The sequence below is a fragment of the Mesorhizobium sp. USDA 4775 genome, from assembly GCF_054062655.1.
This window is the reverse complement of the sequence record NZ_JBSSFM010000002.1, coordinates 268,481-292,528: the sequence shown is the minus strand read 5'-3', so window position 1 is coordinate 292,528 and position 24,048 is coordinate 268,481. Positions and strand designations below refer to the sequence as shown.

At 60.3% G+C, this 24,048-nt stretch carries 20 protein-coding genes and 4 pseudogenes; 12 read left to right on the top strand and 12 right to left on the bottom strand.

Translation table 11 applies throughout. From position 1 onward, the window contains the following. Positions 1-233: 233 nt before the first annotated feature. The gene (locus ACVILI_RS33330) at positions 234-1,862 is read right to left on the bottom strand and encodes an IS1634 family transposase (RefSeq protein ID WP_038655116.1); all 1,629 of its coding nucleotides are present in this window, start codon (positions 1,860-1,862) and stop codon (positions 234-236) included. A 165-nt stretch (positions 1,863-2,027) separates the two neighbouring features. On the opposite strand from ACVILI_RS33330, the gene ACVILI_RS33325 reads away from it, so the two are divergent. After that, positions 2,028-2,450: a hypothetical protein gene (locus ACVILI_RS33325; protein WP_148307452.1), complete on the top strand. Its 423-nt coding sequence runs from the start codon at positions 2,028-2,030 to the stop codon at positions 2,448-2,450. 203 nt (positions 2,451-2,653) lie between these two features. On the opposite strand, the pseudogene ACVILI_RS33320 reads toward ACVILI_RS33325, so the two are convergent. Next, a pseudogene (locus ACVILI_RS33320) lies at positions 2,654-2,929 on the bottom strand (transposase); the annotation flags it as partial. Positions 2,930-3,046: 117 nt separating this feature from the next. Here ACVILI_RS33320 and ACVILI_RS33315 point away from each other — a divergent pair. Further along, positions 3,047-4,488 (top strand): annotated as a pseudogene (locus ACVILI_RS33315) (ISKra4 family transposase). On the opposite strand, the gene ACVILI_RS33310 reads toward ACVILI_RS33315, so the two are convergent. Then, the gene (locus tag ACVILI_RS33310; RefSeq protein ID WP_240565449.1) at positions 4,450-5,199 is read right to left on the bottom strand and encodes a DUF6502 family protein; all 750 of its coding nucleotides are present in this window, start codon (positions 5,197-5,199) and stop codon (positions 4,450-4,452) included. The pseudogene ACVILI_RS33315 and the gene ACVILI_RS33310 overlap by 39 nt on opposite strands. A gap of 90 nt (positions 5,200-5,289) precedes the next feature. Here ACVILI_RS33310 and ACVILI_RS33305 point away from each other — a divergent pair. From ACVILI_RS33305 to ACVILI_RS33295, 3 genes and pseudogenes are all read left to right on the top strand, one after another. After that, a pseudogene (locus tag ACVILI_RS33305) lies at positions 5,290-6,722 on the top strand (ISKra4 family transposase). 200 nt (positions 6,723-6,922) lie between these two features. Beyond that, entirely contained in the window at positions 6,923-7,312 is a 390-nt protein-coding gene (locus ACVILI_RS33300) for an AAA family ATPase (protein WP_240565448.1), read from the top strand. Between the two features lie 265 nt (positions 7,313-7,577). Next, positions 7,578-8,006, top strand: coding sequence for a hypothetical protein (locus ACVILI_RS33295; protein ID WP_240565450.1), 429 nt, complete (start codon positions 7,578-7,580; stop codon positions 8,004-8,006). On the opposite strand, the gene ACVILI_RS33290 is transcribed toward ACVILI_RS33295, so the two are convergent. Next, complete coding sequence (locus ACVILI_RS33290; protein WP_457102496.1) at positions 7,925-9,193, bottom strand: IS256 family transposase; 1,269 nt, start codon at positions 9,191-9,193, stop codon at positions 7,925-7,927. The two genes, ACVILI_RS33295 and ACVILI_RS33290, sit on opposite strands and share 82 nt — an antisense overlap. 39 nt (positions 9,194-9,232) lie before the next feature. After that, the gene (locus ACVILI_RS33285; RefSeq protein WP_240565543.1) at positions 9,233-9,439 is read right to left on the bottom strand and encodes a hypothetical protein; all 207 of its coding nucleotides are present in this window, start codon (positions 9,437-9,439) and stop codon (positions 9,233-9,235) included. On the opposite strand from ACVILI_RS33285, the gene ACVILI_RS33280 reads away from it, so the two are divergent. Next, the gene (locus ACVILI_RS33280) at positions 9,428-10,783 is read left to right on the top strand and encodes a hypothetical protein (protein ID WP_457102795.1); all 1,356 of its coding nucleotides are present in this window, start codon (positions 9,428-9,430) and stop codon (positions 10,781-10,783) included. The two genes, ACVILI_RS33285 and ACVILI_RS33280, sit on opposite strands and share 12 nt — an antisense overlap. Positions 10,784-10,976: 193 nt before the next feature. Here the strand turns inward: ACVILI_RS33280 and scpB are convergent, their stop codons facing one another. Continuing rightward, positions 10,977-11,657 (bottom strand): SMC-Scp complex subunit ScpB, encoded by a 681-nt coding sequence (scpB, locus tag ACVILI_RS33275; RefSeq protein ID WP_038654660.1) that lies wholly within the window; start codon positions 11,655-11,657, stop codon positions 10,977-10,979. Positions 11,658-11,659: 2 nt separating this feature from the next. Next, positions 11,660-12,616: a DUF1403 family protein gene (locus ACVILI_RS33270; RefSeq protein ID WP_091586632.1), complete on the bottom strand. Its 957-nt coding sequence runs from the start codon at positions 12,614-12,616 to the stop codon at positions 11,660-11,662. Between the two features lie 125 nt (positions 12,617-12,741). On the opposite strand from ACVILI_RS33270, the gene ACVILI_RS33265 reads away from it, so the two are divergent. Continuing rightward, the gene (locus tag ACVILI_RS33265; protein ID WP_038655367.1) at positions 12,742-13,956 is read left to right on the top strand and encodes a site-specific integrase; all 1,215 of its coding nucleotides are present in this window, start codon (positions 12,742-12,744) and stop codon (positions 13,954-13,956) included. Between the two features lie 36 nt (positions 13,957-13,992). Here the strand turns inward: ACVILI_RS33265 and ACVILI_RS33260 are convergent, their stop codons facing one another. From ACVILI_RS33260 to ACVILI_RS33250, 3 genes are read right to left on the bottom strand one after another with little or no spacing between them, the layout of a single operon-like run. Beyond that, entirely contained in the window at positions 13,993-14,562 is a 570-nt protein-coding gene (locus ACVILI_RS33260) for an RES family NAD+ phosphorylase (protein WP_038655370.1), read from the bottom strand. Between the two features lie 8 nt (positions 14,563-14,570). Beyond that, on the bottom strand, positions 14,571-14,909 hold the full coding sequence (locus tag ACVILI_RS33255; protein ID WP_038655373.1) for an antitoxin Xre/MbcA/ParS toxin-binding domain-containing protein: 339 nt from the start codon (positions 14,907-14,909) through the stop codon (positions 14,571-14,573). 4 nt (positions 14,910-14,913) lie between these two features. Further along, a complete protein-coding gene (locus ACVILI_RS33250; RefSeq protein WP_038655376.1) occupies positions 14,914-16,206 on the bottom strand; it encodes a hypothetical protein in 1,293 nt (430 codons plus the stop codon). 510 nt (positions 16,207-16,716) lie between these two features. Between ACVILI_RS33250 and ACVILI_RS33245 the strand changes: the two are divergent. From ACVILI_RS33245 to ACVILI_RS33225, 5 genes and pseudogenes are all read left to right on the top strand, one after another. Continuing rightward, a pseudogene (locus tag ACVILI_RS33245) lies at positions 16,717-17,116 on the top strand (integrase); the annotation flags it as partial. Between the two features lie 917 nt (positions 17,117-18,033). Beyond that, entirely contained in the window at positions 18,034-19,215 is a 1,182-nt protein-coding gene (gene repA / locus ACVILI_RS33240; RefSeq protein ID WP_038655379.1) for a plasmid partitioning protein RepA, read from the top strand. Further along, positions 19,212-20,246: a plasmid partitioning protein RepB gene (gene repB, locus ACVILI_RS33235; RefSeq protein ID WP_038654833.1), complete on the top strand. Its 1,035-nt coding sequence runs from the start codon at positions 19,212-19,214 to the stop codon at positions 20,244-20,246. The genes repA and repB overlap by 4 nt, the downstream gene beginning before the upstream one ends. A 154-nt stretch (positions 20,247-20,400) precedes the next feature. Further along, positions 20,401-21,606 (top strand): replication initiation protein RepC, encoded by a 1,206-nt coding sequence (gene repC, locus ACVILI_RS33230; RefSeq protein ID WP_457102794.1) that lies wholly within the window; start codon positions 20,401-20,403, stop codon positions 21,604-21,606. A gap of 356 nt (positions 21,607-21,962) precedes the next feature. After that, the gene (locus ACVILI_RS33225; RefSeq protein ID WP_091586566.1) at positions 21,963-22,175 is read left to right on the top strand and encodes a cold-shock protein; all 213 of its coding nucleotides are present in this window, start codon (positions 21,963-21,965) and stop codon (positions 22,173-22,175) included. Between the two features lie 320 nt (positions 22,176-22,495). Here the strand turns inward: ACVILI_RS33225 and ACVILI_RS33220 are convergent, their stop codons facing one another. Next, entirely contained in the window at positions 22,496-23,716 is a 1,221-nt protein-coding gene (locus tag ACVILI_RS33220) for an ISAzo13 family transposase (protein WP_038650363.1), read from the bottom strand. A 59-nt stretch (positions 23,717-23,775) separates the two neighbouring features. Next, positions 23,776-23,979 (bottom strand): hypothetical protein, encoded by a 204-nt coding sequence (locus tag ACVILI_RS33215; protein WP_240565504.1) that lies wholly within the window; start codon positions 23,977-23,979, stop codon positions 23,776-23,778. Positions 23,980-24,048: the final 69 nt, after the last annotated feature.

Below are 24,048 nucleotides of genomic sequence, written 5' to 3'. Positions count from 1 at the left end.
CTTACTTTCTTGGGTACACGACGGCCATGATGGAAATGCTCGCCGCGCAACAGGCCTCGATCACTGCGCTGTCCTTTGCAACAGGCACGCTCTGCCCTCAACCTTCCAACTCCACCGTTCCCACGCAAATCTAGCCGCATGACCCGACTTAAACACCGCCTGTGAGAATATGTCATTAAGTCAGCATGTTAGGCGCGCGCCGGCGCGTGTTACCACTACATTTTGGGGGGATCTCAGGCGAGTTGTTCGTCGAGGTTGTGTGGCAGAGCGATGCCAGCTGCCTTGAAGACGTTGCCCACTTGGCCGGTGACGTGAGTTCTGGTTGTGACGATGCGACCATCCTTTTCGATGGTGGCTTCCTGGAGGCGATCGAGATCGCGTAGGAGCGGCTGCCATTCGGGCGTCAGGCCTTTGGCCCGGCAGAGGCGGCGCAGTTCCTTGCTGAGCACGAGCGCCAGGAACGAGCAGAACACATGCCCGCGGATGGCGGCATCGGATTGGTGGAAGATCGGCCGGGTATTGAAGGTTGCCTTGGCGGCGCGGAACAGGCTCTCGACCTCGAGCAAATCGCGATACCGCAGCACGGCCTGGAGCGGGGTCACCTTCGCGTTGGTCCGCACCACGGTGATACCGTCGTAGCGGGCTTCCTCGGCAAGCTTGCCGACATCGATCTTGAAGTTCTTGCCGCCGGCCTTGAGGTAACGCCGGTAGGCCGAGTTGCCGACCAGTGCCTTGTCGCCCTTCTTGAGCTGTGCCTCGAGGCCGGCGATGATCGCCTGGCGGTCGGCCTTGTCCTTCTCGGCCTCGGCGTCATTGCGGCTGACGATGTAGCGGTCTTTACCGAACTTGACCTCTTTGACCCACAACTGAGTTTCACCGCGCTGGCGCTCGAGAACGAGCGGAACCATCGGCGCCGTGTCATTGAGCACGACGTTGTGGATCACGCTGCTCGAGCGTTCGCGGGCCCCCAGAATGTATTCCATGCCCAGCTTTTCGAGCGCGGCGATGGTATCGGCGCTGATCATGCCGCGATCGGCGACAACGCAGGCGCGTGTGACGCCGAAGCGCGTTCGCAGCCGATCGACCACCGGCAACAGGACGGTCACGTCAGCGGTGTTGCCAGGCACCATCTCGGTGCAGATCGGCCGGCCCTCGCCATCAACGACCAGCGCCAGGATCATTTGCGCCAGATCGGGGCGGAAGTCCTTGGAATGCCCGCGCTTGCCCAGCGTCTCGCCGCCCGCGCCGTAGAAGGATAACGAGGTTGTGTCCATGAACACAAGGCTGAGGTCGGTGAACAGGTCCTGCCGGCGCGCGAAGAGCTTTTCCTCGATCACGTCTTTCACGCAGCGCGCCACCAGCGCGCCTTGCGCCTTTTCGCCGCGTTCCTCGCCCAGCCACGCCATGGCCCGGTAAAAGTGATGGAGCGCCAGACCCTCGGCGCCCTCGATACCATAATCGGCCATCCAGTTCGCGCAGTCGCGGTCCGAGCCCGACACGAACAGCCGATGCAACGTGCCAATGAACACCGCCCGTTCCACCGCAAAGCCGAACTGGCGCCCTTCCAGCACCTCTTCCAGCACATCGCCAATCCCGAGCCGCTGCCACAGCCGCCCGAACAACAGCGGACCGCCAATGCGGCGAGAGGCAATCCGCCCCGCGTCAATGTCGGACAGGATGAGGCTGCGTTCGCCATGGCGCGCAATCGAGGCCGCCAATCTGTCAAGTTCGCCGCTGGCAACCAGCGCATCCTTGCGGCCCAGTGCCTTTATCGTGCGCTGGCGAACGGTTTTGCCGTCGCGGACACTTTCCACGAGGTAGAGATAGCGATGGCCGCGCGCGACTCTCTCAACGACAAACATGCCAGCGTTGTTAGCGAATAAATGCCATAAAATCCATACAACATGCGGCTAGCAGATCAAATGTTGTTACCACACATTTTCGCGCCCGAAATTCAAGGCAAATGATTTCAATGGCTTAACGGACAGTGTTCGCTATCCGTTCACGTCCAACTGTTCAAGTTGGGCATGACTGACACCCCGCCACTTGGCCCAACCATGCGCGACCTGATGGCGACGGTCGGCGAACTTCTATTGCTTTGGGGCTTTCTTGAAACGGCGATACGCAAGTGCCTTGCTGTGATCCATACGGCCGAAGGCAAGCCACCGACGAAAGCGCCAGTGCTCACCCAATGGCGTCATGCGGAAGCTGATGGTGGCGACCGGAGGCTGGAGCAGCTATTCGCCGATATCGAGGAAGTGGCAACGCTTCGAAACTGTTTAGCGCACGGCTTGTCGTCGGTCTCGGCAAATCCATGGCGCGGCGAGGAAGCGGCGGTCGTCTGCGTGATGCATGACGGAAGTCGGCGGCGCTTCACCATAGGCGAAATGCAGGAAGCAAAGGACCACCTGCATGTGACTACGAACCGCGTCCACGATCTCGTCGTCTGAACCGTGTGACGGGACTGTCAGGAATTCCGTGTGCGGGCGGGCCGTTGAACATTATGCAGCCATTGCCCTACGAACACTTTGTCGAGGTCTGGCGCCCGCGACCGCCAAAAGAAAAGGCGCGCGGGCGCCTCAATCCGGCAAGGCTTGAATAAGGCTGCCCGGCGGCGCTTTCAGCCGATGCGCCGCGCTTCGCCACGAGGTCGCCCGCGCCGTTGAAGGATACCACGACCGGAAAGAAAGCGCTTGTCGATCTCATCCGTGGTGTAGACGATCCGGCGGACTTCGTCAGGGAACGCAAAGAACGGGATGACCTCGCCCCAGGCACGCCCCCAGCTCTGGCCGATGGCGGGATAGCGCTGGCCCCAGGGGCCGGCCTCGAACACCGTCAGCGCCTTTTCAGCAGCATCGGCATCGACGGCGCGGTAGATGTCCTTGAGCGCTGTCGCCAGCCCTTTGCGGTCTTTCCAGCAGACGAAGTTGTCGCACTGCACTTAAATGTGAGAATGCGCCCATTGAGACCGGTAATTTCTCTGGGGTCGAATACGGATTGTTAGGTCCCGTAGTCCATCAGCGTCGCTTTGTTCGGAGGGAAAGCGATGGCGGTAGAATGGACGATCACGATCGAGGGCAGGAACGAGTTCGGTGACGTTTGCCGGAAGGCGGTCCGCATCGACACGAGCTGGGACCGTCTGTTTGACGGCGACCTCGGCCTGTCGATCGAGGACGGCAAGACCATCATGACCGCGCTGCAGACCGCGGTCGTGAACCACGAGGCGGAGACGTATTCCCTCTTTTCGTCGGGTCTGCCCGGATTGCCACCGGTTTCGGCCGGTCGAGGACTACACGACGCGACGGATCCGGGCGGTCTTTGGCATCGTGGAGGTGCGCAATCCTCGCTGGATGCTGGGTCGGGATTGTTCCCCAGGCATGGTCGTTGCCTTTGCGCCGCTGCGGGAGATCTGCCCGGATCGAGCGACATCCGAGCTGATGGAACTGACGGCGCGGCTGGGGAGCATGATGCCATACCGGCAGGCGGAGAGAGTGCTTGCCGAATTCCTGCCCGTTGAGCCGACCGAGACGCATGCCACCGTGCGCAAGCGAACCATCAAGATTGGCGAACGGCTCGACGATCAGGTTGCTGAGGAAGAATTGCGCGCAAGGGCGCAAACGGGCGAACGATGCCAGCTTGAAATGCAGCTTCCCGGCGATCGCCGCAAAGAGTTCGTCATCAGCATCGATACTGCGCATGTTCGCAGCGCCGATTCCAATTCAGCGCGAAACTTCGAACTCGTCGTAGCCAGATGCGGCCGCGGCGGGCGGGGCGAAGGCGGCGGTCGCTATTTCGCGACCAGCAGCACCGACCAACGGGCAATCCGGGATCGAGCGCTCCATGCGCTTCGGGAAGTAGGCTACCGCGGCTTTGGCGATGTGACGGTGATTTCGGACGGCGCCGAAATCCTGAAGCGGCTACCCCGCGCAATGCCGAAGCCGACGGCCCACATCATCGACTGGTTCCACATCGCCATGAAGGTCCAGCCGATGCAGCAGATCGCCGATCATATGGCTCGATCCCGATCGGGTCTCTCTGAAGCGCTTCCTGCAATCGACCGTGACATCAGAGCGGTGAAGTGGCGCCTGTGGCATGGGCGGGTCGATCGCGCGATCACCGATCTGGAGCAACTCTTGGAGAGGGTGAAGGCTTCGCAAGGAGACAGCGAGTTCTCCATCGCCCGACTTCAAAGCCTCGGCTTGCAGCTCCTGACCTATATCCGTTCGAACCGCGGCGCGACGGCGCTACCAAGCCGGCCTTCGCGTCGCAACGACTCTGGCTGAATCGGCAGTGAATTCACTTCTCGGCAAGCGGATGGTCAAGAAACAGCAGATGCGGTGGTCGCTCCACGGTGCTCGCATGCTCATGCAGGTCAGGACGGATCTCAACGGCGAGCTTCGCAATCGATTGCGGGCACCGTTCCGACAGCCAGAGCCGAACGTGCCACCACTATTCAAGCCCAAACCGCCTCTCCTGCGCGCCGCCTAACAGAGAAGTTACCGGTCTCCACCCTCCCGCAAAGCGGGTTCGTGCAAGCCCTTCCGACAGCCCGTCATAATGGACGGCGCGCTCGAGGAAGGGCGGAGCGTCGGCCAGGACGTTCTCGACCGAGGCAGCGGCATGATCCCCGAGATTGCGGGCAAAATAGTAGAGCCGGACCTCGCCGTCGCCGCGCGGCACCATCGCCCCTTCCATCAGGACGATGCGATCCTTGCTGTCGATTTCGACCAGCTCCCGGTCGAGCCAGTCGTCTAGCACGGCGCGTGGCCTGAGATCACGGGTCACCGATTCGACCAGGCCGGCAAAGGACGGCTCTCCCGCCACGCTCGTGCGCGCCAGCGGCAACGGCACGCCTTTGGCGTCGACGAACAGCGGGTCGGCAAGCCAGCGCGCGACGATGGCGCTCGTCCGGGAGACGGAATCAGGCACCACCCGCACCGGGGCGCCCGCCCCTCTCAGCCGGCTGACTTCCTTCCTGTGGACGCCCGTCAGCAGACTGACCCTGGAGTCGGTCTGCTGCTTGTCCGGCAAGGCGAATTCATGCTCCGCCACATTGACGTAGAGCTGGCGCAGCAGGTTGACGAAGGCCGGAAACGTCACCCCGCATTTGATGGCGAGCCGCACCAGCGGGCGAAGGACCCGGTTCAACGCGCCCTGGACCCCTGCGGCATCCAGATATTGTCCCGCCGATTTGCTCATCGTTGCCTTCACTTCTCAATCACGAAATTGATCATCCATCCCTCGGAAATTCCTGCCGAAAATAGCTCGTGGGAAATGCTTCCACAAGCGATGGCGGTAGAATGGACGATCACGATCGAGGGCAGGAACGAGTTCGGTGACGTTTGCCGGAAGGCGGTCCGTATCGACAAGAGCCGGGAACATCTGTTTGACGGCGACCTCGGTCTGTCGATCGAGGACGGCAAGACCATCATGACCGCGCTGCAGAGCGCGGTCGTGAACCACGAGGCGGAGACGTATTCCCTTTTTCGTCGGGTCTGCCCGGATTGCCACAGGTTTCGGCCGGTCAAGGACTACACGACGCGACGGATCCGGACTGTCTTTGGCATCGTGGAGGTGCGCAATCCTCGCTGGATGCTGTGTCGGGATTGTTCCCCAGGCACCCGGATCGAGCGACATCCGAGCTGATGGAACTGACGGTGCGGCTGGGGAGCATGATGCCGTACCGGCAGGCGGCGAGAGTGCTTGCAGAATTCCTGCCCGTTGAGCCGACCGAGACGCATGCCACCGTGCGCAAGCGAACCATCAAGATTGGCGAACGGCTCGACGATCAGGTTGCTGAGGAAGAATTTGCACGCAAGGACGCAAACGCACGAACGACGCCAGCTTGAAATGCAGCTTCCCGGCGATCGCCGCGAAGAGTTCGTCATCAGCATCGATACTGCGCATGTTCGCAGCGCCGATTCCAATTCCGCGCGCAACTTCGAGCTCGTTGTGGCCCGATGCGGCCGCGGCAGGCGGGGCGAAGGTGGCGGTCGCTATTTCGTGACCAGCAGCACTGACCAACGGGCAATGCGGGATCGCGCCCTTCATGCGCTTCGGGAAGTAGGCTACCGCGGCTTTGGCGATGTGACGGTGATTTCGGACGGCGCCGAAATCCTGAAGCGGCTACCCCGCGCAATGCCGCAATGCCGAAGCCGACGGCCCACATCATCGACTGGTTCCACATCGCCATGAAGGTCCAGCCGATGCAGCAGATCGCCGATCATATGGCTCGATCCCGATCGGGTCTCTCTGAAGCGCTTCCTGCAATCGACCGTGACATCAGAGCGGTGAAGTGGCGCCTGTGGCATGGGCGGGTCGATCGCGCGATCACCGAGTTGGAGCAACTCTTGGAGAGGGTGAAGGCTTCGCAAGGAGACAGCGAGTTCTCCATCGCCCGACTTCAAAGCCTCGGCTTGCAGCTCCTGACCTATATCCGTTCGAACCGTGGCGCGATCGTCAACTATGGCAAGCGCTACCAAGCCGGCCTTCGCGTCGCAACGACTCTGGCTGAATCGGCGGTGAATTCACTTGTCGGCAAGCGAATGGTCAAGAAACAGCAGATGCGGTGGTCGCTCCACGGTGCTCACATGCTCATGCAGGTCAGGACGGCAGATCTCAACGGCGAGCTTCGCAATCGATTGCGGGCACCGTTCCGACAGCCAGGGCCGAACGTGCCACCACTATTCAAGCCCAAACCGCCTCTCCTGCGCGCCGCCTAACCCCAGAGAAGTTACCGGTCTCCGGCAGAACCGCCCGCGAAGGTTAAGTCGGTCGCCGCCAACATTCTTGGCGAATTCTTCGCTGCTTTGGACAAGGAAGAAGGTCTAGGCGACGTCGCACCGAGGGTTCGCAAGGTCGTGCTCGACGATGGCGTGTTTGCCGAGCCTTCTATCCGCGCCGCTATTTTCCCGGATGCCTCATGATCCGGATCGACAAAATACGCATTGAGCAGTTTCGTGGCATCCGCGAGCTGACACTTAGTCTCAACGGGCAGAACTTCGCAGCCTGCGGCCCGAACGGAACCGGCAAGAGCGGCATCGTCGACGCGATTGAATTTGCCCTGACCGGCAACGTCTCCCGCCTCGCTGGTGCGGGGACCGGCGGTCTTTCGGTAAAGTCGCACTGCCCCCACGTTGATAGCCGCAGCAAACCGGAGGCGGCCTCGGTCACCCTCGACGTCACCATACCTGCCCTCGGCAACAAGAAGGCGCAAATCCGCCGTACGGTAAAATCCGCAAGCGCACCTGAGATCACTCCCGCCGACAAGGATGTTCTTGCCACTTTCGAGAGCGTCAACCTGCATCCGTAGTTCGCGCTTTCGCGTCGCGAGCTGATCCGCTACGTCCTGTCCGAACCGGGCCAGCGATCAAAGGAGGTTCAGTCCCTTCTGCGGCTTGAGGACATCGAGAAGCTTCGGGGCGTGCTGCAGAAAATCGCCAATGCCTCCGCGCGGGAACTTCCGGGGCTCCAGCGTGCCGAGGCAGACGCAGTCAAGACTCTAGTCGCCGCTCTCGGTGTAAGCGAACTCAACAAGAAGACGGTCATCGACGCGGTGAACCCACAACGCGCGCTGCTTGGCCTCGCGCCGTTGGCTGACCTGGGCGCAGATATCTCTCAACGGTCTTGCGACGACCACTACGAGCGTGCCAGGGCGTGTCCCGAAGATACAAGCCACAGCAGATTTGGCCGCGCTCAAGCAAGCACTGGAAACGCTTGCTGCCAGTTCGTTCAAGGACAAGTGCACCGCCGCCGCTGCTAGTGCCACCGAACTCGGTAAGGACGCTGATAGTCTCGACGGATTGTCACGCGAATCTCTTCTCAAGTCGGCGCTCGAACTGTATGACGGCGCGGCTTGCCCGGTATGCGATACGCCCTTAGAGCCCGATGCAGAGCTATGCTGGAATTTGGGTGACGAGGCTGATCAAGCGGCGCTCTGCGGCTTCAATTCGATGACCTCGATTCCATCTTGGAATCTGGCACCTGCGATGAGTTTCGGCAACTGATTTTGTCCTTTCAATCGTCGCCATGTCCTGGCGGCGGCCATGACCAGTTTGAAGACCATCAGCCTTGCGGTCTTCGATGATAGGGAGCCTTTCGTGCGCACCGTGCGATGGCGAACGGTGGCAAAAACGCTCTCGATGGGATTCGATGTCCGCAGATGATCCCAATGTTCGGCGGGGAAATCGTAGAACGCCAGCAAGGCATTCTGATCTTTGGTCAGGCAGTCGACCGCCTTGCCGTATTTCGCATCATATTTCTCGACAAAGACGGCAATCGCCGTCTCGGCTGAGGCTCGGTTCGGGGCGGAAAAGATTTCGCGCAGATCTGTCTTCATGCCGGCCTGCATTGAGTTCGGCACCTTGTTGAGCACGTTGGCTGTCTTGTGCACCCAGCACCGCTGGTGCTTGGTGCCGGGAAGGACCTCATCGAGCGCGCTCCAGAAGCCAAGCGCGCCGTCGCCGACGGCAAGATCGGGCGCGATTTGCAGGCCACGACGCTTCACGTCGACCAGCAGCTCGCGCCAGCTCTGCGCACTCTCACGAATCCCTGTCTGGAAGCCGACGAGTTCTTTTTTGCCCTCAGGCGTGGCGCCGATCAGCACCAGCATGCATTCGGCATGGTCTTCCATGCGCGCCTGGAGATAGACCCCGTCCGCCCACACATAGACATAATGGCGCGCCGAAAGATCGCGCTTTTGCCAACGCTCGTATTCGGTGGTCCACTCTGCCGTCAGCCGCGTGATCACCGAGGGTGAGAGGTTCGCTGCCTCCTTGCCGAGCAGGGCTGCCAGAGCTTCCTGAAAGTCGCCCGTCGAAACGCCGCGCAGGTAAAGAACGGGAAGCAGCGCGTCCAGACTTCGCGTCCGACGCGCCCATTTGGGTAGGATCGATGAGGAAAACCGGACCCGGTCCGCTTCGCCGGTCGCGCCGCGGTCCCGGACCTTCACCCGGCTGACGGGCACCGGCCCGATCCCCGTCTGGATGCTCCGCTCCGGGCCGCGACCGTGCCGGACCAGCCGCTCACGTCCGTCCGGCAGCTTCAGATCCCGCATCTCGGCAAGAAACGCTTCGGCCTCCATCTCGATCGCCTGCGCCAGCAATTTGCGCGCGCCGGTGCGGAGCACATCCGTCAGGGGATCATCGATCTCGTCGGGCTGACGAAGGCGAACAATGTTGATAGTCTCGTTCATGGCGTATCGCTCTCCTTGAGAGGTTCTGGCAGGCTTCAATCACCCGCCTCGATACGCCGCCCTTCTCAAACCGTCATCACCCATTTTCCGCCATAGCTCCCCGATGCATTTCGGGGGCATCTCGCCGAAAAGCTGAATCATCTTGACGATCTGGGCAAACGCCGCGCCGCGCTCGAAGCCGAACTCAAGCCGGTTCTCGACGATCTGTTCAGTGCAGGCACCGCCCTGACCACGATGATCGATCACGCGGGTCTTCTCTCCCCGAAAATCGATGTCGTCGCACTGAACGAATTCCGCTCAACTCTTCGTGCCAGATACAAGCAGCTGCAAAAGCTGCTGCCTCTCGGCGATACCGTCGCGGTCCTGATGGCGGCGTACGCCATCCAGCAACTGGGGACGGAACTGACCGTGCTGGAAAAGGCGATCGCCGCAATTCCAGAACCAAGCAAGCAGGACGCGGCACGGGACTTTCTTGTTCTGGCACAAGAGCGCCTGGAGCAGCTTCGAATCGCACGGCAGAAACATTCAACGGGGAAGCTCCGGGCTGAACGCGCTGCCAGGATCTCCAACACCTACGGAACGGTGACTACGGCCGCGCTGGAGAAGATCTACAAGGACGTGGAGACCACCTTCGCGAGCTACTATCGCAAAATCAACGAAGATGATGAGAACACATTCACCGCCAAACTCATGCCTTCCATAGGCAGGCTGGCATTTGACGTCGATTTCTATGGGCGCGGACATTTTCCGCCAGGCGCCTATCACAGCGAGGGCCACCAGGACGGTATGGGACTGTGCCTATACCTCGCGCTCATGAACCATCTGCTGGGGTCGAACTTCACCTTCGCGGTGCTCGATGACGTGCTTATGTCGGTCGACGCCGGCCACCGCCGTCAGGTTTGTGCCCTGCTCAAGGAGAGATTTCCGAACACGCAGTTCATCTTCACCACACACGACGAAATCTGGTTGCGGCACATGAAGTCCGAGGGTCTCATCAAGGGCCGCAACTTCGCCCATTTTAGAACCTGGACCGTCGATCTGGGTCCTGCCGAATGGGATGATCGTGACGTTTGGGCCGAGTTGGATGACCACTTGGCAAAAAACGATGTAAGAGCGGCGGCTGCGCTGCTGCGTCACTATCTTGAGCATTTTGCCAAGGAGGCTTGCGACCGCCTGCGCGCCAGTGTGGAGTTCCGCGGCGATGCTCAATTCATGCTTGGTGATCTCCTGCCCAGCGCCACCAGTGCGCTCGGCGAGATGCTGAAGAAGGCAAAGGCGGCCGCCAATTCCTGGAACCAGAAGGAAGGCCTGGACCTGATCAACGCGATCGAAACTGGGTTTGGGGAAGCCAAGATCAAAACAGGTTACGACAACTGGCAGATCAACACGGCCGTCCACTTCAACGAATGGGCGGACCTCAACCGATCGGATTTCGCACCGGTCGTGACTGCCTTTCGTGGATTTACGGACGCCTTCATATGCGACAAATGCAACGAAATCTATTTCGTTTCGCCAGACAGAGGCAAGAAGGAGGCACTCCGCTGTGGATGCGGTGCGCTAAGCCTAAACCTGCTGCAAAAAGGCGCCTAGTTACCATACGGGATGGGGCCGGCGTCCCGCAGGCTGAAGCGCATCGATGCGTTAGCATGGGCCAATGTGAAGTGGCCGGATCCGCGACCGTCAGAAGTCCCATGGCAAGCAAACGCGCTTCGACGGGCACCGGTGATCCCAAGATCTTTTATCGTCGGTGGTCGTCACGAGAATGTGCCTATCGGCAAGCGCGCTACTCTGGTTTTTCGTCAGCGCGGTCTGAAAACTCGGGCATGATGTACCCCGCAAGCAGCTTCTCCTTTGAAAGCAGCCCGGCGTCCTCGAGTGCCTCGAAATCCGGCAGCTGGCGAAGCGTGTCGAGCCCGAACTGCGTGAGAAAGGTTTTCGTCGTCACATAGGTGTAGGGCGCGCCCGGCTGGGGCGAGCGCGGTCCCGAGGCGATGAGGTCCTGCGCGCGCAGCACGCCGATCAGATCGCGCGACACCTCCTTGCCGAAGAAGGACGACAGCTCGCCACGCGTGATCGGCTGGAAATAGGCAATGCACATCAGAACGAGCGCCTCCGACTGCGACAGTTCTTTTGTCCCCTGCCCTACCGTGCCAAATGCGGCGTGTATGATGTCTCCAAAGGCCTTTTTGGTCCGGTGCTGCCAGCCGCCCGCGACCGCGACCAGCTCGTAGGGGCGGCCGGCGAGCTCGGCGCGGATGTCGTCGATGATCAGCTCGAGATTGCAGCTCTTCCCCACCACCCGCGCGAGGACACTACGTGTCACCGGTTCGCTGGCGGCAAAGATCACCGCTTCGACGCGGCCCATCCATTCGCGCCAGCGCAGCTCCGGCGGCAGGTGTTCCAGCTCGGTGTCCAGCAGCGCCGGTTGATCGGTCGGCCTACGACGGGCAGACGCTTGGCTCATCGCTAGAGCCCAAACAGCCGGAAGGTGGCGCGGCCGGAGAGCTCGCGCACGGCATTGAGTTGCTGCAGACGGTCGAAAAGGCGGCGCGCCGCGAAACGCGACAGGTTTTTCGTCGTCAGCGAGCCCGAGACGGCATCTTCATTCAGGAGCAAAAAAATCACGTCGCCGGCGCCCCTGGCGCGCAGTTTTGGCGCCACCGCCAGGAGCTTTTCGGCACGGCGCGACAAATCCGCGGCCAGCCGGCAGGCATCCGCCGCCGCTTGAACCAGCGCGACGCAGACCGCCCGCTCAAAACTTTCTTCGCCGGGTCGGATGCGCTTGCCGCCGCCGGCCTCGGCGCGGAAGGACGGGCCAAAGGCCTGCGCCATCAACAGCGGCAGCGGTCGCGGCCAGCGCAGGCATTGCGCCAGCACCAGGTCGGCGAGCCACCAGGCCAAAAGCTCGGCATCGGGACGCACGGTGACGACATAAGCGGCGATCGCCGCCGCGGCGAATGGCGCCGGCCGCCCCGAGCGCGCCAGGCCGTCGATGTGTTCACAAAGCGCGGCTAGCGCCTCGACGTCCCAATGGAGACCCAGCTGGTCGAGTATCTTTTCGAGTCGGTCGGGGGTAGCGACGGGCGGCTGCCCGGCCAACTGCCGCCAGGCGCCAAAGACGGCGCCGGCGGGGCCGGGATCGGCGCCGGCCGGGCGCAGGTGCCAGGCGTCGCGCAAGGCGGCCGCGTCCTCGGCGCGGCCGGCAAGCCGCATGCCGGTGGTGGCGCAATTGAGCACCAGCCGCTGGCGCCAGGCGCCGGACCAGCTCGGTTGCGCGCGGGCGAGCGTGTCGAGGGCAGCCACGGCGGCGCCGGCCCGGAAGGCAGCTTCAGCGTCGCTCGGCGCGCCGGCGTTTGCCAGCGCCCAAGCCGTAACGGAGGGCGGCGCAGAGGAGTTGGCGGTCGCGGGATCGAGGCGAATCATGAATTGGAGGATAAAGTGCCGGTGCGCTTTTGGCGATGATTTTCGCACCAAAACGCACAGCCTGTCAGAGCACTAACACGAATGATAATGTTGCCTTATCAGTCGTTATCGGGCTTAGTGCGCAAATGCCCCCTATCGTCGAGCAAAACCCCGAAAATAGTCCTAAGGACCGCTCAGCGCCGTCCCTCAGCACGCCAGCACTCTCCAAGCACTCCCCTGCTCCGCTGCCGGCCGACGATTTGCCCGACATCGTCGATCTCGTCATGGAGATGGACCGCGCCGGCAGCGAAGCGTCGGACGAGCCGCCCTCCCCTGCACTGCCGGTCGGCGGAATGCAGCCGCCATCCCATTTGCCAGCCCACCTTGCAGGGCTCGCGGATCGCGCGCGCGACTATGTCGAAGCGGCGAGTTCCACCAACACGCGTCGTGCCTACGCCTCGGACTGGAAGCATTTTTGCGCTTGGGCGCGCCGCCAAGGTCTGGAGGTGGTGCCGCCAGAACCGCAGACTGTCGGCCTCTACATCACGGCTTGCGCGTCCGGTAAGGCGACGGGAGACAAAAAACCGAACTCCGTGTCGACGATCGAGCGACGTCTCTCGTCGCTGACCTGGAATTTTGCTCAGCGCGGCCAGCCGCTGGACAGGAAGGACCGCCACATCGCCACCGTTATGGCCGGCATACGCAACAAGCACGCCGCCCCGCCTCGGCAGAAGGAGGCGGTGTTGCCCGAGGATCTGATTGCCATGCTGGAAACGCTCGACCGCGGCACCCTGCGCGGCCTACGTGACCGCGCCATGCTGCTCATCGGCTTTGCCGGCGGCCTGCGCCGCTCCGAGGTTGTCGGCCTGGATTGTGGCCGCGACCAGACCGAGGACGGCCGCGGCTGGCTGGAGATTCTCGACAAGGGCATGCTGCTGCGCCTGCGCGGCAAGACCGGCTGGCGTGAGGTTGAAGTCGGGCGTGGCTCATCCGACACGACTTGTCCGGTCGTGGCGCTGGAGACCTGGCTCAAGCTCGCGCGCATTGCGCACGGCCCCCTGTTCCGGCGCGTCACCGGCCAGGGCAAGGTTGTCGGCGCCGATCGACTCAACGACCAGGAGGTCGCCCGCCTAGTCAAGCGGACCGCCTTGGCCGCCGGCGTCCGCGGCGACCTGCCCGAGGGCGAGCGCAGCAAGCTGTTTGCCGGCCATTCATTAAGGTCTGGTCTCGCCTCCTCGGCCGAGGTCGACGAACGCTACGTGCAAAAGCAGCTCGGCCACTCAAGTGCCGAGATGACCCGCAAGTACCAGCGCCGCCGCGATCGCTTCCGGGTCAATCTCACCAAGGCGAGCGGTCTGTAGGGAACAAAAGCCCTCCCCTGCCCTACTAGTCTAGGTTCAAGATTGGTGGTCGCGGTGCTGTCGCTGGGTGTTTCTTCGCTTTCTCCAGTCGTCCCAATCGACCGGCTCCGAGCTGACGACAATAAGATCCGCCGGTGTGAAGTGCTCGGTAAAGAGAACGAGGTTCTGACACGGCCATCGCGCGCTTGGCGCCAAAATGCCATCGAATCCGAGGAAGGCGGCCGCATCCCCAATTTCCTGCGTGCGCTGATAGGAGAGCGACCCATAGGTTTCCGGCGTTATCCCAAGTGCCTTCAACTCTGCCAGGTTGGCAATTCGAAGCGTCCGTTGGGTGCGGACCGAAATCTGATGCAAGACCGATCGAATTTTGGACGGAAAGACCGGTTGACGGCTTAGATGAAAGTGAATCTCCTCGAGTGAGCCCTCCCGCTCCAGCGAGGTGTAGAGCACGTCGAACGAGCCCGGATCCCAACGAGCCCCAGCCGGATAGCCCAGCAGCGGCTCGCGTTCCTCGCGGACAATGCGCCAGACATTCCCCTCGAATGACACGCCCTTGTGCGTGTCAAGCAGGTCAAGCAGTTCAAGATCTCGCGCCCTTCGCTCCACGCGTCGCCTCAGATGTAAGCGCCGGCGTCGAGGCGTTCAATCACCGCCAGGACTTCCTGGGTACGATCGGCATTGATGAGATCAATCGCGCGCTCGTTGTTGAGAAGAGGATGGCGCGAATGCAGCCAAAGCCGAGTTTCATCGGCCGTATAAAAGTCAGAGAGGCGATCAACAACGTACCGCAGATCAGCAATGACCGTCTGGGTTCGAAGATTTGGAGAGCCGTTGCCGTGCGACCACCGCGACACAGTCGCGGTCGATACATCGACAATGTTGGCGATGTCCTTGCCCTGCAGGCCTCCCCGAGACCGAAGATCGTCCAGAATTCGTGCTACAGCTGTGCTCATGTTTTTACCTGCGGTGCGAGGCCACGCTCGCACCCCTCCCCTGCCGCCGCGGTGGGACAGGAGCCCTTGGCTGGCCGGCAATCGTGCCGTTCAAGGACTCCAGAACCGCATGCATCTTTTCTAGCCGGTCGCTACTGCGCTGTAGCACCTCCGATAAGCCTTCGTCCGATACCTTGAGCTTTGCGGCCGACCGCGCGACCCGTTCCGCCGCAGCCAGCTCCTTTTCAAGAAAATGCTGCGGACGTCGCGCGTCGGGCACCGCCGACAGTTCTCGGATCTGGCGAGCGCGCTGGCGCAGATAGTGCGCCTTTGGATCCTTCAACGTGTCGCTCAGTCCATTCGGACAGCATGATCGATCGTGGCAGCTCAGCAGAGGTTTGGCTCCTGGTGCAGCCATCAGAGCGTCGACCTGTTTCACGCTGAGGAGGCGATCCAATCCACCAATTAGAACACGCTTCTCGCGTCCTCCGCCACCGGTCTGAGGCGGCTTCGACCAATCGCTGGCATCGAAGCGTTCTTTCTCGGCAACGCCATGACAAATTCCACCGGCAGCACCGAAAGCGGCAATAGCGACGCCCACAAGACCACCGACTCCATCGGCCACGATAGGAACTTCCAGTCTGTGAAAGTCCATCATGGCTGCTACGTACCGCCGCAATCCCATCGGCGTGGCGTCCGCGCCGAAGCCCGAGACGCGGAACCACAGGTTGTCAAACGGTGCGTTCTTCAACGCGGCTATGAACGCCCGTCGCTGAGCAGGATCGCGAAGGGATGAATTCTTGATCATCAGCGGGTAGTCGATGGCGATGTCCTTGCCTCCTTCCGCATCGAGCGCACGGCGCAGAGCGGCGGTGGCCTCGCAGTCGAGGGCAAAAAGCGGGTCTGTCGAGCCCTCAAGGACATGCGCAGGTGCCTGTACGGCGTGAAAGCCCTGTTTCACCGCAAAGCGGGATATCTGGCCGATGACGTCCCGGTTCGCGTTTGGTCGCAGATCGTCGGGCGTCAGAACGCTATCAGGATTTGCCCAAGGCGCAGACTTGGCCGCTCCACCAAATCGGCCAATCGACGAAAGCTCGGCGACATTGGTGTCCAGGATCAGCTCTCCGCCGACCTCGGCGATGGCCGTCAGGAGATCATGTTGCCTCAGAGCCGCCGAGGCTTCCACCACGACCCGATCAACCATCATCTTTCCCGAACCCAACAGGGTCTCGAGCTGTCGGTGACCGCTGGTTCCAACGCGCAAAAAGTGACCGATCGGTTTCGGCTGACCATGCAGGTAGATGATTTTCTCGCTCATCTTTATGCTCCTGATGCTACTTACGTTGTGATTTCACATTTGTCAAGCGATGAAATCGTTATGCAACTCAGCCCGGTCACGCACCTAGCTGCCTACTCCAACGGATCGATTGTCCTTATCCTCTGCGCTTGCAAATCTGCTTCCAAACACCCTCCCCAGGGCTTCGGATGCCCACTGACACGCAAAGTCGTGCTTCCACAGGCCGACAAATCGGCTATGCGCGTCTCTACCGGTGAGCAGGTGACCCAGGCTCAGGAATGGAGTTGCAGACCGCCGGCTGCGACGTCGAGGAGAAGGATTTGTCGCCTCTCGCACCCGGCCTGCCCTGTCAAACCCCCTGTATCGGAGCCACGCTCGTGGCCTCGCGCGATCCATCAGCCATTTCCTTGAGGTGGTCGAGGATATCGCCGCCAAGGGTGCGAATTTTCGCTCGCTGCGGGATCCGATCGACACAAGGACGCCGCAGGGCACGCTCTCGCTGCAGGCCTCGGCGCCGTGGCGCAGATCGAGCGCGAGGCCGAGATCGGCCGCGGTTCGTCCGATGCCACATGCCCGGTTGTCGCCCTGCAGGACCTGGTTGAAGTTTGCGCGCATCGCGCATCGCGCATCGCCCATGGTCCCGCAGTGTTACTGGTTAGGGCAAAACGCTTAGCGCCAAGCGGCGTAACTATCAGGAGACGGCCCAGTTGGTAAGCGCACCGCCTTGGTCTCGGCGCGCGCGGCGATCACTCTGAAGGCGAGCGGGGACAGAAGTTTTCTGGCCACTCGCCGCGCGCCGGCCTCGCCTCGTCAGCCGAGGTCGACGACGCGCTATGTGCAAAAGCAAGTCGGCCATGCCTCCGCCTAGATGACCCCGCAAATATCAGCGCCGACGCGATCGTTCCGAGTCAATCTAACTAAGGCGTCAGGATTTCAGCGATACGCCCCCAGCCGAGGAGACTCCGGCTGCGCCAATCCACCAGAGAGCCAGAATCCCAACCCATCAAGTTGATAGGGGTCCGGGGTTGTTGGTGCCGTGCAAGCCTCCAACTCGAGAGTTGTTCCCAGCTGGGAACTCAAAGTTCGGATGGTGCCTCTGCTCGATTAAGAGTCATGCGAGGAGTTTGCTTCTCGATGGTTCTCTCCAGGATCCGTCGCCAACACGGAGCCACTTGCTTGCGACATCCTCGACGCACTGGAAGAATGTGCGCATAGACAGGACGCCCACTTGCCAAACGATGAGTGCTGTCAAAAACGAGTGGGACGCCTGGCGACAATCCTAACCCTTGATGCCGGAAAGGGGCGTGGGCCGGTAAGGGTGATCACCGAAGTGACATCGGAAGCGGCGTGGCATGACAGCATCACAAACACAACCGATCGTCTCCGACGCAAAGGATGGTGACTCCCCAGGGATTGCGCGAGGTCTGTGCCTGCCGTGGCAATGGGAATGTCGCTGCCGCTCCAACGTGGGGGATCTCTCCAGGGGCCGAAGGCTGCCTGCGATTTTAGGGCTGGCCGCCGCACGCCGACGCTGGCAAGCAAATCGGTAAACCAACATCGACTATCTACGAGAACAAAACGGGGCAAAGGGCTCGCTCGTACACCGACGATCCGCGACCAATATCATAGCTGTCTTTTTCAATACCTGATGCGCAACTTTGATGGCACGGGAAGCGAGCGAAACGAAAAGTTCCCAGCTGGGAACTGCCTTATGTCCATTTGCCCGAATTCTCCGAATCGGGCATAAGCCCAGTAACGGAAAAACCGCGTAATTCGAAAAGTTGGCGTAGTTGGCGTGGCGTCAACAGCTTGTTCGCAATAGGCGCTGGGTGCAAGAGGAGAATCTGGGTGACGCGGCATCTAAGTAGCCTTCAATTCATGAATACCTTTTCGACGAAACTCGAGAAGGCACTCAACAATCTTTCGCTGGCACAGTATCCTCCTGACGCAGTTCGTACGATGCGAAAGTTCACTTCGACGGAAGTGGCGGCATTGCTAGGAGTGACCGAAGCTTACATACGGCAGGTTTCCTTAAAAGGGCAGGGACCCGAGCCAGAGACAACGACCACCGGAAAGCGCCTATATTCTGTGGAGCAGGTGCTGGACCTTCGGATGCACCTGGCGGAAAAAGCTCGGAAGAAATGGATTAATCCTCGTCGCGTTAAAGGCGAGGATTGCCAGATCATCGCGATCACGAACTTCAAAGGTGGATCGTCCAAGACAGCGACCACCATTCATTTAGGTCATTGGTTGGCACTACGGGGATATCGCGTTCTCGCAGTCGACATGGATCCCCAGGCGTCGTTAACAAGTCTGCAGGGAGCGTTACCCGGATTTGACTACCGAGAAGGTGACACCCTCTACTCGGCGATTCGGTTTGATGATCCAGTGCCAACAGAAAAGATTATCCATCAGACTCATATCATCGGCTTCGACGTCATCTGCGCGGGTCTTGAGCTGACAGAATTCGAAACGGCCGTTACCCTTGAGATGCGCAAGAGTGGAGGAACCAGTTTCCTGCTTCGAGTGTCACAGGCCCTGGAACAGATTGTCGATAGCTACGATATCGTTCTTCTCGACTGTGCGCCGTCACTCAATTTCCTGACGCTTTCGTCGCTCACTGCCGCTACCGGAGTCCTAATCCCAGTTCCAGCGCACATGCTCGATGTCGACTCCACAGGGAAGTTTTTGGAGCTCGCCGCATCTTATATGCAGATCCTGGATCAGGCTGGTGCAGGCGCGCGCTGGGATTTCGCCAAATTCCTCATCACAAAGTTTGAGGCCAACGACCACCCGCAAGCCAACATGCAGGCCCTAATGCGCCAAGTGTTTCGCGAGGATTTACTTCTCAATTCGGTCTCCAAATCCACTGCCGTTGCGGACGCTCTTACTTGGAAGCAAAGCCTCTATGAAGTGCAACGATCGAGGTTCTCGGCACCTAAAACTTATGATCGTGCAATCGAATCGATCAACGCCGCGAACGCGGAAATAGAAAGCCTCATCACAATGGCATGGAGGCGTGAACAGTGAGCCGTAAAGATTCTAAAGGCATGTTTGCTGCTGTTTTGGGGCAACTCGGGGAGGAGAATCCGGAGGAGGGCGTTAGCCGCCGCACGTCATCGCCGCACCTGATGAAGGTGGCGGCTGGTGTTCGCCAAATGCAAGAGCGTAGCGATATCGCCGACAAGTTACTGAGGTCAGGCGAACAGATCATTGAACTCGATCCCGACAAAATACGGCCGTCATCTATCACCGACCGATATGATGAGGCCTACGAAATTTCAGCCATTGCTGAGATCACAGAATCCATGCGGGAGCGCGGTCAAATTGTGCCTGGATTGGTTCGGCCAGTACAAGGCAAGGATGGCGAGTTTCAAATCGTCTATGGCCGCAGAAGGTTAGCGGCAGCTAGGCAGCTCGGGATTGGATTCAAAGCGGCCGTCCGCGAGTTAACTGATGAACAGGCCGTCATTTTCCAAGGCGAAGAAAACACCGCTCGAGAGGATCTTTCATACATTGAAAAGTGCGCTTTTGCGCTTGCGCAGCAGGAAGCGGGGTACAAACGGGACACCATCTGCGCTTCGTTGTCGACAGGAAAATCGCATGTCTCCGAGATGATAAAAATCGCGTCCTCGGTCGACAAGGAGATACTGCAATCGATTGGTAAAGCTCCCGGTATTGGTCGAGGACGATGGCAGGAATTCTCGAACCGCTATTCCGTCGACGGCTCACTCGCAAAAGCCTCCGATCTTATTCGCAAAACCAAGTTCCGCGAGGCAACGTCCGACGACAGATTCATTATGCTGCTTGAGACGCTGCCACTGGATCAAAACGCGTTCAAAGTACCTGCGGGACCGGCTAAGCCATCAAAGCCCAAGATTGCTATGAAATCCTGGGCTGCTCCAGACAAAACAGTCAGCGTCAGCCTCAAAGACAACGGAAAAACTACCATGATTGCGGTGGGAGAGGCCGAAGGATCGCGTTTCGCCGCGTTTATCGCCGGACAACTGGACGACCTGTTTGAGGCCTTTCGGAAGTCCACAATGAAACAAGGAGTCTGAAACCGCAAAAGAAAAAGGCCCCCGAACGGCAAGCCGTGGAAGCCTCTCTCTGAACTAAGCGCTCTGAGAATCGCATCTCCACGAATCACTGTCAAGAGTCATTGGCGTCGTTTTGGCGAGCAGATTTCTTTTGCCTGATAGAGGGTGAAAGAAAATGGACACGGGTATTGCAACGACGCCCTTTGGGCGGCGGCCGATGTCGCTTGCCATGCTGGCAGCGCAAAACGATTCACGTGAAATCCCCAAGGGCAGGGTCGTCGACAAGTGGCAGATCTACCGCAACCTCTGCGAAGGCAAGAGCATCATCGGCATCGGCGATCGTGCTCTGGCCGTCCTGAATGCGTTGCTATCGTTCTATCCTGATAGCGAATTGAGTGAGGAAAACGACCTCATCGTCTTTCCCTCAAACGCTCAGCTGTCGCTTAGGGCGCACGGAATGCCTGAGCCCACCGTCAGACGACACCTGGCGGCTCTTGTTGACTGCGGGCTGATCATCCGTCGGGATAGCCCGAACGGCAAGCGTTACGCCCGCAAGGGCCGGGGAGGGCAGATCGAGGAAGCATTCGGCTTCTCCCTGGCGCCCCTGCTGGCCCGTGCTTACGAGTTCGAGGCCGCGGCTGAATGTGTTCGTGCCGGCAAACGGGCGCTCAGGCTTATGCGCGAGCGGATCACCTTGCACCGCCGAGACATCCACAAGCTGATCGAAGCGGCCGTTGACGAAGATGTCCCGGGCGACTGGGGAGGCCTGTGGAAGCGTTTCCGCGGCGTTGTGGAGGCAATCCCACGCCGAGCCTGCATTGCTCAGCTGGAACCGATCGTAGCGGATCTTGCCGCATTGCATGACGAAGTGGATAAGCTGCTGGAAATTCATATGAAATCCACGAATCTGAGCGGCAATGACTCTCAAAACGAGCGGCAGCAATCTGATTCAAATACCGACTCTATTTTTGAATTTGAACCTGCTTTAGAGAAAAGCTGGGCGACGGCCGAGCCCAGGACGAGGACCGCGGAGGCGCCGAAAACATACCCGCTGGCGATGGTGCTGAAGGCCTGCCCTGAAATTACCGACTACGCCGTCGACGGGATCGGCAATTGGCGCGACCTCATGATAACGGCCGCTCAGGTGCGGGGATATCTGGGCGTTTCGCCGTCCGCGTATGAGGAGGCTTGCCATGTAATGGGCCAGGAGACCGCGGCGATCGTGATTGCCTGCATCCTGCAAAGGGCGCAGCACATCAACTCGGCCGGCGGCTATTTGCGGGTACTGACCGAAAAGGCGACGGCGGGGCAGTTCTCTGTCGGGCCGATGCTGATGGCGGCGCTCAAGGCGAACGGCGCGACGGCGAGGATGACCGGATGACGATCGCCAATCCCGCAGCCTGTCGCTTTGCGCCTGGCTCAAAGCCAATGCGGCCTTATGGATCGTTGGTTTTCGCCGACCGGCAAGGGGTCCTGGTGGCTATTTGGGCAGTCTGACCGACCAGGCGCAATGGCAGGGCAGGAGTTCAGTGCGTCCTGTTCCCAAACACACGATGCTGGCATTGGCCAACTATCGAGTTGGCGTCTGCGGTCAGCGGAACGCCGCTTGGTGCCAACGTCCCCTAAACAGGCTGCAGACTTGCCATGACGCCCATTTGCTGCATCTATCTGGAACGGCGGCGGCCGGTGCGGTCGGCCAGGCAGATTTGTAGACACCTACGGCAAGGAAATACCTATATGGCGACTGGGACGGTAAAGTGGTTCAACGCGACCAAGGGCTTTGGCTTCATCCAGCCCGACGGTGGTGGACAGGACGTGTTTGTCCATATTTCTGCTGTCGAGCGCGCTGGCCTGTCGACGCTCGTTGACGGCCAGAAGATCAACTATGAGATAGAGCAGGATCGGCGGACCGGCAAATCGTCGGCCGGCAACCTGAGCAAGGCTGGCTGAACCAGCCGTATCGTTTCAGCAATCGCATTAGGCATGCAAGCTTCGGTGCACCAAGAGAACAAGTCTGGTGGCCTACGGCATGTCGTTGAAGTGTCACCTTTGCTGACCCATATGCGCGGTGCGCCGGATGTTTCCTCCCATTCGTCTGGCGCGTTCCCCTCTGGAGGTTTTGACCTTCACACTTGGCCCGGCCCCGAGTCCGGCCTTTTTCTTGCGCGCGAGAAACAGGTAAACTGGGGCGACGACGACCGGCCATCCTCTCCGATCATGCAGGCTTGTCGAAGACCATGGGCATTCCACGATTAGGACGTGTCGATAATTTATCGCGCTAATTTTTGGGATTGCGGCTTGATTGTATAGTTCCATTCACCGTGGAATTCGTTGCGAATGATGTTCAAGCTGGCCATGTCCTCGTCGGAGACTTTGATCCCGGCGGGATAGCGGTTTTCATCAAGTTCGCAACGAACGGTCAGTCCCGCCGTCGAGGTTGTGGCGCCGATGAGTTCGACGATGGTGCGATAATCGGTGAGCGGTCGTCCACGCCAGTTTCTCGAGATGAACGAGAAGAGGCGGTGTTCGATCTTGTTCCATTTGCTGGTGCCGGGCGGGAGATGGAGGACAGCGATGGTCAACCCCAACTCGTCGGCCAGCTTTTGGAGTTCGACTTTCCACAGGCGCACGCGCGAACCGTTGCTTCCGCCGCCGTCGGCGGTGATCGTCAAGGTATGAGCGTGCGCGTAGCGATCACGCCCCATGCTGATCCACCAGGAGCGTATGGCGTTGACGGCGAAGGCAGCGGTATCGTGGTCGATCCCGACGCTGACCCACCCTTTGTCATCGGCGATATCATAAATACCGTAGGGCGCGGCACGACCGAGCTTCGGGTCGACGAAATCATGGACGCGGACCGGCTCTGGTGCTCCGGCCGGTCGGTATTCACGTCCGCCATTCTTGAAGTCGCCGACGAGTTCTTTCTTCTTCGTATCGACGGAGATCGCAGGTTGACCGGCCGTAATGGCGTCCTTGACCGTCCTGGCGATGTGCTGGAACTGTGCGTCGCGATCGACGTGGCTCGATCCCTCCAGCGTCTTTCGATTGCCCTGAAGAGAATACCCAAGCGTTTTCAACAGAGTACCGACGACGTCATGACCGACACGATGGCCCATGGCGCAAAGCGCCGCCGCCAAGTTCCGCAAGCTTTTCGATGTCCACTTCAAGGGTGACATCGGATCGCCACGCGTGGCGGGGTCGACAAGCCTTTCCAGGTCGCTGAGAAGTGTCGGATCCGTCTGCGTCAAAGGTTTGCGTCCGGCACCCTTGCGCCGGATGCCGCCAAGAGCTGAATCCGGCGCCGCGCCGCGCAGTTCCCGCAATCCATATCCGATGGTGCTACGCGCGATCCCCGTTGCCGCGGACACCGCCGCGATCCCGCCCCAGCCCGCGGTGAGCGCTTCCGCCGCCGCAAAGCGGCGACGACCACGCTCGTCCAGCACGGGGCTAACCGCATCATAGCGGAGCTTTATAGCGGCGACATCGATCACCGCCCATGTCTACAAAGCAACGCAGGATTTCGGAATCCCCCAAAACGAGCTTTATCGATTCAGCAATTTATCGACGTGTCCTTAGAAGCCATCTCGACGACCAGTTTTTCGATTTCCTGATCGGAAAGGCGGGTCTGCAGTGTCGTACGAATCCGCTTGACCAGATCGTGCACCGGCAACGGCGGGAGATCCTCGGCATCATCGAGAAGCCGACCGACTTCAATCACAACGTCAGCATCGATGCCGCTCGGCAAATCTCGCATATACCATCTCCGATCGAGGTAAATATTGCCGCCATCCTGACCGTTGTCGAGTCAAGCAGATGGATGTCG

Excerpts from the sequence above, each read along its gene's own strand:
- ACVILI_RS33310 (WP_240565449.1), bottom strand. The coding sequence starts at position 5,199 with ATGAGCAAATCGGCGGGACAATATCTGGATGCCGCAGGGGTCCAGGGC.
- ACVILI_RS33215 (WP_240565504.1), bottom strand. The coding sequence starts at position 23,979 with ATGCGAGATTTGCCGAGCGGCATCGATGCTGACGTTGTGATTGAAGTC.
- ACVILI_RS33270 (WP_091586632.1), bottom strand. The coding sequence starts at position 12,616 with ATGATTCGCCTCGATCCCGCGACCGCCAACTCCTCTGCGCCGCCCTCC.
- ACVILI_RS33325 (WP_148307452.1), top strand. The coding sequence starts at position 2,028 with ATGACTGACACCCCGCCACTTGGCCCAACCATGCGCGACCTGATGGCG.
- scpB (WP_038654660.1), bottom strand. The coding sequence starts at position 11,657 with ATGAGCCAAGCGTCTGCCCGTCGTAGGCCGACCGATCAACCGGCGCTG.
- ACVILI_RS33255 (WP_038655373.1), bottom strand. The coding sequence starts at position 14,909 with ATGAGCACAGCTGTAGCACGAATTCTGGACGATCTTCGGTCTCGGGGA.
- ACVILI_RS33225 (WP_091586566.1), top strand. The coding sequence starts at position 21,963 with ATGGCGACTGGGACGGTAAAGTGGTTCAACGCGACCAAGGGCTTTGGC.
- repC (WP_457102794.1), top strand. The coding sequence starts at position 20,401 with ATGGACACGGGTATTGCAACGACGCCCTTTGGGCGGCGGCCGATGTCG.
- ACVILI_RS33265 (WP_038655367.1), top strand. The coding sequence starts at position 12,742 with ATGCCCCCTATCGTCGAGCAAAACCCCGAAAATAGTCCTAAGGACCGC.
- ACVILI_RS33280 (WP_457102795.1), top strand. The coding sequence starts at position 9,428 with ATGATCGATCACGCGGGTCTTCTCTCCCCGAAAATCGATGTCGTCGCA.
- ACVILI_RS33290 (WP_457102496.1), bottom strand. The coding sequence starts at position 9,193 with ATGAACGAGACTATCAACATTGTTCGCCTTCGTCAGCCCGACGAGATC.
- ACVILI_RS33250 (WP_038655376.1), bottom strand. The coding sequence starts at position 16,206 with ATGAGCGAGAAAATCATCTACCTGCATGGTCAGCCGAAACCGATCGGT.
- ACVILI_RS33330 (WP_038655116.1), bottom strand. The coding sequence starts at position 1,862 with ATGTTTGTCGTTGAGAGAGTCGCGCGCGGCCATCGCTATCTCTACCTC.
- ACVILI_RS33300 (WP_240565448.1), top strand. The coding sequence starts at position 6,923 with ATGATCCGGATCGACAAAATACGCATTGAGCAGTTTCGTGGCATCCGC.